Below are 12,738 nucleotides of genomic sequence, written 5' to 3'. Positions count from 1 at the left end.
GTTGATTTATCACCATTTTTCCTGATGTTCGGCCACGTTCGTCCCTCCTGGTGGAGACGGTTTCTGGTGCGAAACTGGTGCGATCCGGCACGCGCAGAAATGGATGACCGATTGCGCCGAGGCGAGGCGGTCGCTCATTTCGCAGGCCGTTTGCGGTTCAAAAGCCCAGGTCCTATCTTTACACGGAGTGAGCAACGGCGATCGAAGGCGGTGTTGGTTCAATGGCACGACCTTCACCGGCACGCCGCCGGCGAATTACAATGGCACAATCAACATCAGGGTCACGGCCAGCGACGGCGCGCTGACGATCACGCCGGTGAACGACGCACCTGTGGTGTCGGTGCCGCTATCCGAGGTCAACTCGGCCGAGGATACTGCGGTCTCCTTCACGATCCTGGCCGGCCGCTTCACCGACGTCGACGGCAACACGCTGATCTATTCCGCCACGCTGGCGGATGGCAGCGCGCTGCCATCCTGGCTGACGCTGACGGGCAACAAGTTCGCGGGCACTCCGCCGCTCAACTTCAACGGTGCGTTCGACATCCTGGTCACCGCGAGCGATGGCTCACTCACGGCCAGTGACGTCTTCACCCCGACGACCACGCCTGTCAACGACAAGCCGGTCGCGGCCAATGACGGTCCGTTCTCCGTGATCCATGGCGACACGCTCGCAATCGCGCGCGCAAGCAGCTCGCCAACGACGTCGATATCGACGGCGACAACTTGACAGTCGCGGCGTCGCTCAGGAGGGGGAAATTCTGTCCCTGCCCGCCGCAGGTGTGCGCTCAATCAATCTCGCGGCATCCGCGACGGAAACATCCTGGGAGTTCGGCGGCACCGTGATCGTGAATCGCGGAAGCTACACGCGCACCGATGCGCGCACGATGGAATATGTCGATGCCGCGTTGACGCGGGCGACGATGTCGCAACCGCTCGCCGTCGACGTCGCGAACGTCTCGAGCGCTGCAACCTCGGCCGAAACTCTGGCCTCGGCGCTCGAGATTCTGTCCGCGAACCCCGCGCCCTCGATCGGAGAGCAGTTCTGGCGCGCGATGGATGCGATGGCGGGGCCGGCGTTCTCGGACAAGTCGGAAGCAGCGCGTGCGGCAGACGCCGCTGTTCCGTCCTGCACGACCCGGATGATCTCGGCATCTGGATAATGGACATCGACGATGTCGCGCATGCAGTGGGCGTAGTCTTCTACCGCCCGCCGCTCGGTAACCTTGACCTTGCGCCAGGGACGATGCACGTCGAGGAGAACGAAGAGATTGACCGTGCCGTTGCGGCGATACTCGTAATCGTAACGTTCGAGCCGGCCGGGCGCGGCCGGAATCGGCTGGCGCGCCTCGCCGATGAGTTGCACCGGGCTTTCGTCGAAGCACACCACCGGCCGCTTGGGGTCGGGCGCATCGGTGTAGAGATCGAGCACGTCCTCCATGCGGGCGACGTATTCGCCGTCGACCTGCGGAATGAATGCACCACATGTCCTTGCGCCAGGGCTTGAGGCTATTTTCGGCTAACCGCCGCCGAACCGTCTCGTGCGACAGGCTCTTGTGTTCGGTGAGTTCGACCATCGCACCTGCCAGCAGTTCGAGCGTCCAGCGGGCGCGGCCCTTTGGCGGACTGGAGCAGGCCGTCGCCACCAGCAAGGCTTCTTCCTTGCCCGTGAGTTTGCGCTCCGCCCCGGGGCCGCGGCTCCTCGCTCAGCGCCCGCTCCAGATTGCCTTCCACGAAGCGGCGCTTGGTCCGGTACACGGTCGAGCCGCCCACTCCGACGCTCCGCCCGATCTCCTCGTCGCTGCCCCCGGCGTCGGCAGCCAGCAAAATCTGCGCGCGCTTGAGCTTACGGGACGCATGTTTGCCGCCGCTGAGCAGCGCCTTGAGTTCCGTGCGCTCGATTTGGCTGAGGTCGACCCGATAGCGTACATTCATGGCGTGCCTCCATGTTCGAGGCACGCACCAACAACTGAATCGGATGGCCGGCGTGAGTCCTTCGGCAAAAACCTTCACGCCCAAGCAAGGGCAGTATCTGGCCTTCATCCATCTCTACACCCGGCTGCACCGCAGACCCCCGGCCGAAACCGACATGCAGCAATATTTCCGCGTCAGCCCGCCTTCCGTTCACCAGATGGTGCTGACGCTGGAGCGGGCAGGCCTCATCACGAGGCAGCCGAGGACCCCTCGCAGTATCGAGGTCCTCATTGATCCAAAACATCTCCCGGAGCTAATCTAAGCCCCGGATCCAACCCGTCAAAACCACTGTGCAGAGCTACTAGTAGAGAGTTGCGCCTGAGACTTCGTCAAATGTGGGCTGAAGGCTCACCTTATGTTGATGGATTGGACGAACTCTGCTGCGGCGGGATGCAGCTTCTTCTGGCTGCAGCATTTGCGATCGATCTTGCTCGCTCTTCCGGTTTGCAATCTTGAGGCCGATTGCTCGAGAGCGCGATCTTGAGCATGATGCCACGAGACGCTAGGAGATAAGAGCAATGTGTAATCTATATCGCCTCATACAGGTAAATCATTGAAATCGCAACACTATCGCTTCTCTGTGGCCCCCATGATGGATTGGACCGAGAGTTCAAGTCTTTCAATTGGTTAGAGTGCGGCCTGTGCACGACGTGTGCACCGGGAGATCACAGAAAATCTCAAGACGGCTAACGTGAGGCGCGGCATACGTGGACGACTGTCGGTCGAACTCCGATCGATGTCGTACCGCGTCGTTATGGCCTGAAGTCCGGGATCAAGCGCGATCGGCCCGCAAATCTACGAGGCGCTTCCGATTTGCTCGAGCAGAGTGTCGCGCGCTAGCGCGATACGGCGGTAGTGTTCGTTGCTGCCGCCAGCGTCGGGATGTGCGCTCTTGGCCAACTTCCGGAAGGCAGCCTTGATCTCCGAAGACCTGAGCGCGCCTTCCATCGGAAGGTCCAGGACCTCGCGGTGCTCCCGATCGTCGTTGAACTCCGGCCAAAATAGGAAGGCTCGGCGCCTTTCCCGCGCTTCGAAGCGTAAATTGACCTGATCCTCCCGCCATCTCCGGCGCGACATCACGAGACATTCGCCGAACACGATCCGGCCCCGCGTTTCAAGTTCGTCAAGACTGAACGGGCCCACGATGTCGTAAGGCCGCGCAAGAAAGGCTCGCCTGCCGCTCTCGCCATCCTCGATACGGCCGATCGTCGCCATATCGAGAATTCCGATCGAGCCGTTCCAGATGACCCATTCCTCTTTGTCCGTCATGCCGGGTGCCTTTTCACGCATGAGCCGGCGTCGCGCGCCGAGGTCACGCCGGCGAACGCGCCGCCTTGATCGGTCCGACGTCGACCAGAATCTCGTCCCCTTCCACGCGCAGATCGTAGGAGTGGAGCGCGTTGCGGACGATGTGCGTCACACATTTGCCGCTGGTGCTGTCGAAACCCCATTGGTGATGCGGGCAGGTGACGATCTGCCCGTTGAACGTGGCATCGTTCAACGGCATGTCCGCATGCGGACAGCGCCCGCGATAGGCCTTGAGTTCGCCGCCGGTTGGCCAAACCAGGAGCACGCTCTTGCGGCCGGCATGAAAGAGGCCCATGGCTCCTTCACTCACCGCGCTCGTGGGACAGATTGAGGTGAATGCCATGTCGGGTCGCCTTCTGAAAAAGAACCTTTGAGCCGGCAACACGCAAGTTCCGGACCAGCAAAAGGCCCTCCGACAGGCATCGCTCTTGTGTCCAATGTCGCAAACGCGACATCCAATGACCCGGCCGTTAGCGCGATCGATGGGTGACAGAGAGCCCACCGCGCAAATGTCGGTCCTGCAACGGCGGCGTATTGGCACTCATTTTGCTACCCGACCGTGAACCCCGTCTCCCGCACCTTGTCGTGTGGGAGCTGCGTTACGGTTTTGCGAAAGCCGATGACCGGAGCCTCGTTGACGGACGGGATTGTCTGCCCGTCCTCTCGTCATTGTGCGGAGGTGAGTCATGACAGCGTCGCTGAAGGCTGCCGTCCTGCGTGATCGCAAGGTCGTCGCCTTGAGTGGAATTGACCGGGTCAAGTTCCTGCAAGCGTTGGTGACCAACGATATTCGCAAGCTTGCTCCGAACCGTCCGCTCTACGCAGGGATGCTCACGGGCCAGGGCAAGCTGCTCTGCGATTTCTTCATCATGGCGGAGCAGGATCGGATCCTCATCGACATCGCCGCTGCTCATGTCGAGGAGTTCTTCAAGCGTCTGACGACCTTCAAACTGCGCGCGGAGGTGGAGTTCGTTGAAGCGACGCCTCCTCTTATCGTGATCGCAGTCTGGGGAGCCGAGGCGGTTGCACAACTGGGACTGGATCCGGAGCAGGGGAATGGCAAGGCCGCGTCGGCTGCAGGCCATCATGCATTTGTCGACCCGCGGATTGCGGCGTTGGGGGCGCGGCTTATCTGTCCGGCCGACGATCCGATCGAAGCTGAACTTGGCCGACAGGGCTTCGCTATCGTTGCGGCTCCCGATTACGACGCTCATCGGTTGGCGCTCGGTGTCGCTGATTCCCCCGAGATCGCGGGTGAGAGCTGCTATCCGCTCGAGGCGAATTTCGAGATGCTGAACGGCGTCGATTTCAGGAAGGGTTGCTACCTGGGCCAAGAGCTGACCGCGCGCATGAAGCTGAAGGGCGAATTGCGCAAGCGGGTCTTGCCCGTTGCCGGCACGGCGGCTTTGCCGAGTGTCGGTACGCCGCTGACGGCCGGCGGTGCCGAGCTCGGGCGCTTGATTGCGGCCTCCGGTGCGCAGGGCCTTGCGTTGGTGCGTCTCGATCGCCTGGCTGAGGCGGACGAAGGCGCGATCGTTGCGCAGGGAGTCCCGCTCAGAGTGCATTGGCCGAGCTGGTTGCCACGATGAGCCCGGCGAGGCTTGACGCGCTGTCGGCTCGCAGTGGTCATGCGCTGTTGGCGTAGTCAGGTCTGTGGCCTTCGATTCCACCCAATTGTTCATGCCAGCGCCGTTGAAACGCTGTCCACGACGCGACGTCCTGAAAACCGACGTCGACGAACCATTCGATCGTGCGCGTTCCATCAGGCCATGAGCGGTCCTGGCTGTGCCACCTCATGGTGGGCCATCGCGGATTGCGATGAGCGCGCCCCGTGGCGTCACGAAGCGATGGCCGACCGAGCTGCTCGCTGAGCCAAGCCACAATCTCGGGCCGAAACGTATTGGCGAAGAACAGTCCGTGACGACTGAGCCGCGGCGGCGCGCGCAACAACCGCTGGTCGATCCAGGCGAAAGCCAGAGGCGCCCTCTCGACATGGTATTGCCTGAGCACCAGGAGTCGAAAGCCGCGATCCAGCCGCTCCGCCGGAACGGCATGGATCGCTGTCGCCAGCAAATATGCGTGGGCGGAATCCGACACAAAGATCGTGACAATCCCTACATCTCGAACATGGTGGCTCGATACGATCAAGTTCTGTGCCACTTTCCGGCGCAGGCCGACGGATGCGACGCTCGAAATCATCCGTAATTCCACCTGGGGGGATGGCGTACACCTTGCGCGATTCTTGCAATGACACCTTCGGATCGAGTGACGGTAGGGAGTGCGGAATGCTCGATACGGCCATCATCGGGGGTGGATTGTGCGGTCTTGCCGTCGCGCGGGGCTTGCACCGCCGCGGCGCCGGATTTGCGCTGTTCGAAGCGCGCGCGCGGCTCGGCGGGCGCATCTTGTCGGTCGGCGGTACAGGGGCTGGCCTTGCGATCGACCTCGGTCCCACCTGGTTCTGGCCGGAGACACAGCCGTTGATCGCGCGTCTGATCGCCGATCTTGGTCTTGCCGACTTTCCCCAGCATGACGAAGGCACGGTGCTTCATCTGCGCGATCCCGAGAAGGCGCCGGAGCAGCTCGAGAGCAAAGCGATTCATAACGGTTCTCGCCGTGTTCGCGGCGGCATGGCCAGCCTCGTCGACGCCGTCGCCAGAGAACTGCTGCGCGACCGCATCCATTTGGGTCACGAGCTGACGCACGTGGCAGATCGCGGCGATCGCGTCGCTCTCACGTTTCGAGCTGGAGATCGATCTGTCGAGGTCGAAGCTCGACGGGTCGTGCTCGCGCTGCCGCCGCGGCTGCTCGCCGAGCACGTCCGCTTCGAGCCGGAGCTTGACGATGCGACAGGGGAGGCGATGCGCAACGCCGAGACCTGGATGGCCGCGCAGGCCAAGGTCGTCATTGGCTACGACCGGGCCTCCTGGCGCGAGGACGGAAGGTCCGGCAATGCCTTTGTGACCCATGAGCGGGCCGTGTTGGGCGAAATCTTCGATGCCTGCGACGCGAGCGGGGAGAAGGCGGCGCTCGGGGGATTCCTCGCCTTACCTCCGGATGTGCGCAAGACCTTCGGCGCAGGCCTGCCGATGCTGATGGCGAGCCAGATGGTCCAGGTCTTCGGACCGGCGCTCGAGCAAGGCGAGCAGCACTATCAGGATTGGGCGACCGAGCGCTTGACCTGCAGCGCACTGGACCGCGTTGCGCCCGTTGCTGACCATGTCGACGTTGACAATCCGCTGCTGCGGCGGCCGCTATGGGAGGGGCGTCTCTATTTGGGCGGCGCGGAAACAGCCAGCCGTGCCGTAGGCCACCTCGAAGGTGCGCTCGACGCCGCGCGGCGCATCGATCGCGCGCTCGGCCGCGCTGCAGCCGTGACGGTCGGAGCCGAGCCATGGAGCAATGCCGACCATTCGCTTTCCGGGAATGCCGCAAGTCTCGCCCGGTTTGGCGCCTGGGTTGCCGCCCAGGGTGACGTCGCCTTCGACGGCTATCGTCATCGGCTCAACCGCAGCCTTGCCGTTCAGCAACGCGAACAACTCACCCAGGTCGCCATTCTGGGATCGATCGAGGCGGTGTTCGCCGAGGCGCTGACAGTCCTCCACGGCCTGACGTTCGACATGAGCGGCGTGGCTGTCGAGCGCGGCCGCTCGGCGTTGATGCCGGAGGTGCAGAAACCGTTCGGGGATCTCATGCAAACGCTTCTCGACGATGTCGTTGCATTCAACCGGACCTCCTGCGCGCTCTCCAACTTTCCCGACGAGCATCGCCCGTCCAAGGACTATGTGCAGACGATTCTCCGCGACATCGCCGCGGCCTGGCAGGAATTCTCGCTCTCGGCCAATCGACTGCTGCTGGCAAAGGCCGAGGTGGCGGATCAAGGGTCGGCGGGCATTTCCCTATGAAGCTGCAGATCGAACGGCGACACATCGAAGCGATGGCCATGGCCTTCCCGAAGCTGGCTTCGTTGAAGGAACAATTGCGCTTCGGCGATAGGGTCGAGGTGGCCTTCAGCCAGCTTTCGCATGAGCAGCTCGACTTCCTCCAGCAACTCTACCGGGATGCTGGGCCGGACCTGCACGCCCGCGCCGCGCATATCGCGACGCTGCAGCGCACGTTCGGCCACAACAGTGCAAGATTTGCGGCGGAGGACCTGGAGGCGCTGCTCCCGGCCACTGCCCGCTACCTGATTGCAAACTCCATCCGCGGCTGGATGTTCACGACGAGCGCGGCGAGCCGGCCTTTGCCTTACGTGGTGACGCGGCTCGACTATACGCCGCCCTCCAATGACGAGGCAGGACGCGTCTTCATCGAGCTGAAGGCCAACGCCAAGGGAAGTCTCACGACGGCGACGCTCCGGATCTCGGCGGCCGATATCGTCGGCAAGACCGTGGCCGAGATCTTCGCGGCAAAGGGCTTTCTCAAGGAGACGCCGGAGCTGATCGAGGCCCATGACGCGACCGCGGAACGCTATTTCGCCTGGAGAGGCCGCTATGGCGCCCAGTTCTCAGGTCGCGGCACCGGCTTCTACGCGGAGGATCCGACCTCGTCGCGGCGCGACATGGATTGGTCGCGCAAGGACCTCATCGTGCTTTCATCCAGCGGCAGTCCGGCGCGCCTGGTCAATGACGAGAGCATCCTGACGACGCGCGACCTGACGCTGGAGGTGACCGGCGACATTCTGGGCCAGTATTTGCGCAAGGCCGCCAAGAGCAATCTCTACAGCGCTGAGGATGAGGTCGAGGAATCCAAAGCCGCGATCCCAAGAGGCTTATTTTGTCGGATTCCCATCCACCCTTACATGCTGATGTTTCACCTCGAGCTGCATCACTATCTCTGGGTCCATGCCGACGACATGACGCCCTACGCGTATCAGCCGGATCTCAGGCAGAAGCTGGTTCTGCCGGAGGAGCAGACCGACCTGATCGATATCCTGACCGCCGAGATGGACCTCCTGATGGACGACATTGTGGCCGGAAAATCCGGTGGAACGACCGTGCTCTGCGCGGGCCCGCCGGGGGTCGGCAAGACGCTGACGGCCGAGGTCTATGCCGAGATCGTCGGCCGGCCTCTTTATCGTGTCCACTCCGGCCAGCTCGGGCTCAACGTCGCGGCCATGGAAAGCGCGCTCAAGGATGCGCTCACGCGGGCCCAGCGCTGGGGCGCCGTCATGCTGATCGATGAGGCTGACGTCTACATCAAGCGCCGCGAGGACGACATGACCATGAACGCGGTGGTCGGGGTCTTCCTGCGGGTGCTCGAATATTTCAACGGGCTCCTGTTTCTGACGACGAACCGTATCGATGATATCGACGAGGCGATCGTCTCGCGCTGCATCGCCCTGATCAAGTTCACGCCGCCGGACGACGAGGCCCGTCGTCGGATCTGGCAGGTGATGGCCGCGCAGTTCGGCCTCGACGTCGACAGATCATTGACGGAGCAGCTTGTCGAAACCTTTCCCGCGGCCACGGGGCGCGACATCAAGGGACTGGCGAAGCTGGTTGCGAAATATTGCCACCACAAGAGGGTCGAGCCGGTCCTGGAGGTATTCAAGCGCTGCGCCGTCTTCCGTGGCATCGATCTCGGCGATCACGCTCGGCCAACCGCCGTGGCATGAGCGTCGCGCGCCTTAAGGGGACGGCTTACCCAGGGCGGCTGGGTTGTAACCTTCCTCGCGCAACACCCGCTGGACCGGGAGCCGCGCCAGCATACGGCGGTAGTGCGCGGCGAGATTGTCCGGCAGCGGAATTCCGGTCTTGTCGGCCCAGAACTCGACGTAGAAGAGAATGGGATCGGCGACCGAGAAGTTCCCTGCGAGATAGGGTTTTGGTCCAAGCGTCTCGTTCAGGATGGCAAACCCTTTGACGACGATGTCGCGGCCGAGCTCGCGCACCGCGTCGTGGTCGGCGGTGTTGCGGGTAAACGTGTTGGTCGCGAAGATGCGGGCGAAGCCCTGGCCATGGATCGTACCCACGATGTAGGCCATGGCCTCCATCACGCGACTTTCGCCCTCCGCGTCGTCCGGCCACAATTTCGCGCGCGGATGGGTCCGTGCCAGCCAGTACGCAATCGCAGGGACCTCGGTCAGCGCGGTACCGTCGTTCCGCACCAGCGTCGGAATGGTCGATTTCGGATTGATGGCGACATAGTCCGGCTTGAAGTGGTCGCCTGCGGGCAGGTTCACGATATAGGCTTCGAAGGCCTCTTCCAGCTCTTCGAGGATGATGTGGATGCCGGTCGAGCACGATCCCGGGGTCATATAGAGCTTCATCGCTGCCATCGTGCTCAGCTCTCTTTCTCGTTGGATTGGAGCTCTGCGAGAGCTGTTTCCACGATCGCGCGGCAGTTCAGGAGACGCTCGTATTCCGCCTTGCTCACGACGATCGTTTCAGGCGAAGGCAGCGTGCCATCTGGAGGTGCTGCGGCTTGCGCGACTTCGAACAGGAGCTTTTCGAGCTGGTAGATGCGTTCGCTGGCCCGTTCCAGGTAGGGAAGCGGATTGGCGCGAATATTGGCCTCATGCAGCGCGTCGAGGCTCAGGAGCCTCCCGAAGCGCCGCTCGGTCAGGCGTTGCTGCAGGCCGAAATCATGTTCGATGACGCTCATGATCCGCTCTCCAGGCCGGTTGCCAGCAATTGTCATATCTCTCAGCCCTTGCGGCCGGAACGGCGAAGGAGTGCGAGGCATTCCACGGATGCGGCCATGTCGAGCGCCGTGAATCCGTCGAGGGTTTCCGCCGCCGTATCAGCGCCGTGGGCGAGCAGGTGCGCGACCACCGCGGCTTTACCGGATGAGGCGGCGTACATCAGCACTGTTGCGCCATTGAGATTGCGATTGTCGATGTCGACGCCGGCCTCGACGAGCAGATCGATAACCTCCAGATGGTTGCCGACGCAGGCGAGCCACAGCGCATTGTTGCCGTCGGCATTCTTCGTCTCCAGCCGGGCCCCCGCGGCAAGGAGGTCGCGAACGACCGCGCCATCCCCCAGATGGGCTGCCTTCATCAGCGGCGTGGTCTCGTTGGCGATGACGGCATTGACGTCGTCATTCGGGAAGCCTTGCTCGGACAGCCAGCGCTGCAGCACCAAGTCGGGCGGTGTCGCTGCGATCGCGGGCTGCCACCGGCTCCAGGCCTCATAGCCGCCGTTGAGACTATAGACCTCGACAAACCCGAAGTCGGAGAACGTCTGCGCGTATTCGCGGCTGGCATGCCCGTGATAGCAATAGATCAGGATCGGCGTATTCTTCGTCGTCCCCGTGATAAACGCGGACAGGTTCGCCTGCGTCACGTGCTGTGCCCGTTCGATGCGGCCATTCGCGAACGATGCAGCATCCCGAACGTCGAATCTGTGCACGTCGTCGCGTCGCAGAAGCTCTGCGGCGGCATCGACGTCGATGCAGCGAAAGGGGATGCGTCGCCTCATGTCGCTGCTCCTGCGCGCTCGTTCCGCTGCCGGCCCGGATAGGCCGGCAGCGTCGTGATGCGATCGTCGGTCAACGGACGTCCCACGGTGAAGTGATAGAGCGCCTGGAATTGGGTTGTCCCGACCCCGAGCATCTCGTGGACATCGTCATCGAAGTAGCAGCCGATTCCGGTTCCGCGAAGGCCCGCGGCCTCGGCTTCGAGGTAGAGGACCTGTCCGAGCAAGCCGGCTTCCCAGTAGAGCTGACGGTAGCGCCAGGCATTGGCCCCGACGATCGGTTCGAATTCGCTCAGCATGGAGAGCGAGAAGCAGCCGTCGCTTGCGATCGCCTGATGGCAGCTTGCCGTCTTGGCAACGGCCCGGCAGTCTGCAGCGAGGAGCCTGAACAGCGGCAGATGAGCGGGGGCGCTCTCGACCTTCTGCCATTCGAAATCGGGACGTAGTGCCTGACGCAGAGCCTTGTCCGCCTCCGGATGGCGAGGCAGCGCGTATACACCGGGCGCGAGCCCTTCGACCCGGTGCACGAACAGCACGGGATGCACACGCGGCGCAAATGTCCAGACGTCCCATGGTGCGACCGGCCGTGCCAGCAGGCAGTCCAGGAGACGATGGAAGTGATCGAGGCTCATCGTGAACTTGGCGTCGAAGCGTTGCGCGCTACGGCGGCCGAGGATGACATCTGCGGCGCGTGCAGCCGAGGCTTCGGGGAGGGGTGGATAGTGCGGTGACAGCACGTCCGCCGCTTCGGTCGCGCCGCCATGGGTCGCCGTTGAAACCTCGTCGATCACCGGCCAGCGATAGAGGGGATGCGCATCCAGACGGTTGGCGCGTCCCGTCCAGTGGTCGGCCGCAGCATCGAAGGAGGGCGGCGTCCTCTCCTGGCGCGCTGGGGCGGTCGCGGCACATGGCTCGATCTCAATCAGGAGATCCGCATCCTCGAACTCCGTGCCGGCAAAGTCGGCCCTCCGATCAAGGCCCATCCATGCGGAAAGCGCCGTGTTTGCGACATCGTCGACGAGCCTTGCGCGCCAACCGAGCGCGCCCGCAGCGTAGCGAACCGCGCCCAGCGCGTGACCGATGTCGAGCTGACAATAGCGGAAGGCGCGCTCGCCATATTTCCACGCTTCCCGCCAATGAATCGAGGCAAAGCCGATCCACAGCCGCGCAGATGCCCCCGAAGGCCCGGCGCGCCGGCAGCGCTGCTCCAGCACGTGATCGCGGCTGACGTAATGATGGAGCCCGTCGTCGAGGCCTGGCACGCTTGCGGAAAGCACATAGCATTCCGTCGGATGCAAATTGCCGCTCGATGGATTGCAGCGCAGCGCCCAGCGATCGGGTCCAAGTTCCTTCCATGCGGAAAGTCCCATCGAAAGCTCGAGCAGCGCCGCAACGGACGCGATCGTGAGTGGGCGCGCCACGCCGGTCGGCCCATACACCTGCGCGAAGCTCGTGCTGAGCTCGTCGGTCGTCAATGGCAGAGACGTTCGTGCGGAGCCTGTGAATTCCCGGAACGGATTGGGCTGCAGGTCCCAGTCGAGCGTCTCGGGGCCGGCCGCATAACGCTTGAGAGAATGTTTGGTGCGCGCGTGGTAGGCGAGTGCAATTTCGGCAGACGTCGGATCTGGTGTTGCTGCAATCCTGGTGAGCACGGGATCATCCTATCCGTCGCTGACAACAGACATGCGCCGTTGATTCTCAGCTCTTGCTGCTTCAACGACGGTCTCGGAGGTGTCCTAGCCACGGACCTGTTCGAGCCGAGGGTCTGTCTACGGAATGCCAGAGCAATTTCCGTTCCGCGCGGTGCCGCTATTGCTCCTATGTGGGCGCAAGAAAAATGCCGACGCGAGCGTCTGACATTGTCGGATTTCGGACAATGTGAGGCTCGTTGTTGGCGGCGGCAAGACTATAGAGGTCGCGCAGCGCCATGTTCTCGCGGCCCTTGGCGATCATGACGCTGGCAAACTGTGATAGCTGTCCGATGGCGCGATATCACGGACCGGCCCGTCGAGATCGTAGGCTGGCATGCCCAATTTGC

The 12,738-nt window shown here is 63.0% G+C and carries 12 protein-coding genes and 1 pseudogene; 5 read left to right on the top strand and 8 right to left on the bottom strand.

Features of this window, described 5'->3' with window-relative positions; all coding sequences use genetic code 11:
• Positions 1-187 precede the first annotated feature (187 nt).
• Positions 188-727, top strand: a complete 540-nt coding sequence (locus tag GGD63_RS15625) for a putative Ig domain-containing protein (RefSeq protein WP_183243428.1) — start codon at positions 188-190, stop codon at positions 725-727.
• 329 nt (positions 728-1,056) lie between these two features.
• Here GGD63_RS15625 and GGD63_RS15620 read toward each other — a convergent pair.
• Positions 1,057-1,932, bottom strand: a pseudogene (locus GGD63_RS15620) (IS630 family transposase); the annotation flags it as partial.
• A 52-nt stretch (positions 1,933-1,984) separates the two neighbouring features.
• Between GGD63_RS15620 and GGD63_RS15615 the strand changes: the two are divergent.
• A complete protein-coding gene (locus GGD63_RS15615) occupies positions 1,985-2,233 on the top strand; it encodes a MarR family winged helix-turn-helix transcriptional regulator (protein ID WP_312013278.1) in 249 nt (82 codons plus the stop codon).
• A 533-nt stretch (positions 2,234-2,766) separates the two neighbouring features.
• On the opposite strand, the gene GGD63_RS15610 is transcribed toward GGD63_RS15615, so the two are convergent.
• A complete protein-coding gene (locus GGD63_RS15610; RefSeq protein ID WP_183243732.1) occupies positions 2,767-3,240 on the bottom strand; it encodes a J domain-containing protein in 474 nt (157 codons plus the stop codon).
• A 43-nt stretch (positions 3,241-3,283) separates the two neighbouring features.
• Positions 3,284-3,622, bottom strand: coding sequence for a Rieske 2Fe-2S domain-containing protein (locus GGD63_RS15605; RefSeq protein ID WP_183243426.1), 339 nt, complete (start codon positions 3,620-3,622; stop codon positions 3,284-3,286).
• 343 nt (positions 3,623-3,965) lie between these two features.
• Here GGD63_RS15605 and GGD63_RS15600 point away from each other — a divergent pair, with 343 nt between their 5' ends.
• Positions 3,966-4,868 (top strand): folate-binding protein YgfZ, encoded by a 903-nt coding sequence (locus tag GGD63_RS15600; RefSeq protein ID WP_183243424.1) that lies wholly within the window; start codon positions 3,966-3,968, stop codon positions 4,866-4,868.
• A gap of 37 nt (positions 4,869-4,905) precedes the next feature.
• On the opposite strand, the gene GGD63_RS15595 is transcribed toward GGD63_RS15600, so the two are convergent.
• Positions 4,906-5,478 (bottom strand): hypothetical protein, encoded by a 573-nt coding sequence (locus GGD63_RS15595; protein ID WP_246785488.1) that lies wholly within the window; start codon positions 5,476-5,478, stop codon positions 4,906-4,908.
• A gap of 86 nt (positions 5,479-5,564) precedes the next feature.
• Here GGD63_RS15595 and GGD63_RS15590 point away from each other — a divergent pair, with 86 nt between their 5' ends.
• Entirely contained in the window at positions 5,565-7,184 is a 1,620-nt protein-coding gene (locus tag GGD63_RS15590; RefSeq protein WP_183243422.1) for an FAD-dependent oxidoreductase, read from the top strand.
• Entirely contained in the window at positions 7,181-8,896 is a 1,716-nt protein-coding gene (locus GGD63_RS15585) for an ATP-binding protein (RefSeq protein ID WP_183243420.1), read from the top strand. Before GGD63_RS15590 ends, GGD63_RS15585 begins: the two co-directional genes overlap by 4 nt.
• A 12-nt stretch (positions 8,897-8,908) precedes the next feature.
• On the opposite strand, the gene GGD63_RS15580 is transcribed toward GGD63_RS15585, so the two are convergent.
• The 4 genes from GGD63_RS15580 to GGD63_RS15565 all read right to left on the bottom strand — a co-directional run bounded on the left by GGD63_RS15580 (position 8,909) and on the right by GGD63_RS15565 (position 12,352).
• Entirely contained in the window at positions 8,909-9,550 is a 642-nt protein-coding gene (locus tag GGD63_RS15580) for a glutathione S-transferase family protein (protein ID WP_183243728.1), read from the bottom strand.
• A 14-nt stretch (positions 9,551-9,564) separates the two neighbouring features.
• The gene (locus tag GGD63_RS15575; protein ID WP_183243418.1) at positions 9,565-9,885 is read right to left on the bottom strand and encodes a hypothetical protein; all 321 of its coding nucleotides are present in this window, start codon (positions 9,883-9,885) and stop codon (positions 9,565-9,567) included.
• 41 nt (positions 9,886-9,926) lie between these two features.
• The gene (locus tag GGD63_RS15570) at positions 9,927-10,634 is read right to left on the bottom strand and encodes an ankyrin repeat domain-containing protein (protein WP_312013302.1); all 708 of its coding nucleotides are present in this window, start codon (positions 10,632-10,634) and stop codon (positions 9,927-9,929) included.
• A 65-nt stretch (positions 10,635-10,699) separates the two neighbouring features.
• Positions 10,700-12,352, bottom strand: a complete 1,653-nt coding sequence (locus GGD63_RS15565) for a SagB/ThcOx family dehydrogenase (protein WP_183243414.1) — start codon at positions 12,350-12,352, stop codon at positions 10,700-10,702.
• Between the last annotated feature and the right edge of the window lie 386 nt (positions 12,353-12,738).

It is taken from the genome of Bradyrhizobium sp. cir1, assembly GCF_014198245.1.
Classification (GTDB): Bacteria; Pseudomonadota; Alphaproteobacteria; order Rhizobiales; family Xanthobacteraceae; genus Bradyrhizobium.
This window is presented reverse-complemented; position numbering and strand designations above follow the sequence as displayed.

Coding starts and splice junctions, on each gene's coding strand:
- GGD63_RS15590 (WP_183243422.1), top strand. CDS start 5,565: ATGCTCGATACGGCCATCATCGGGGGTGGATTGTGCGGTCTTGCCGTC.
- GGD63_RS15575 (WP_183243418.1), bottom strand. CDS start 9,885: ATGAGCGTCATCGAACATGATTTCGGCCTGCAGCAACGCCTGACCGAG.
- GGD63_RS15610 (WP_183243732.1), bottom strand. CDS start 3,240: ATGACGGACAAAGAGGAATGGGTCATCTGGAACGGCTCGATCGGAATT.
- GGD63_RS15580 (WP_183243728.1), bottom strand. CDS start 9,550: ATGAAGCTCTATATGACCCCGGGATCGTGCTCGACCGGCATCCACATC.
- GGD63_RS15605 (WP_183243426.1), bottom strand. CDS start 3,622: ATGGCATTCACCTCAATCTGTCCCACGAGCGCGGTGAGTGAAGGAGCC.
- GGD63_RS15585 (WP_183243420.1), top strand. CDS start 7,181: ATGAAGCTGCAGATCGAACGGCGACACATCGAAGCGATGGCCATGGCC.
- GGD63_RS15595 (WP_246785488.1), bottom strand. CDS start 5,478: ATGATTTCGAGCGTCGCATCCGTCGGCCTGCGCCGGAAAGTGGCACAG.
- GGD63_RS15600 (WP_183243424.1), top strand. CDS start 3,966: ATGACAGCGTCGCTGAAGGCTGCCGTCCTGCGTGATCGCAAGGTCGTC.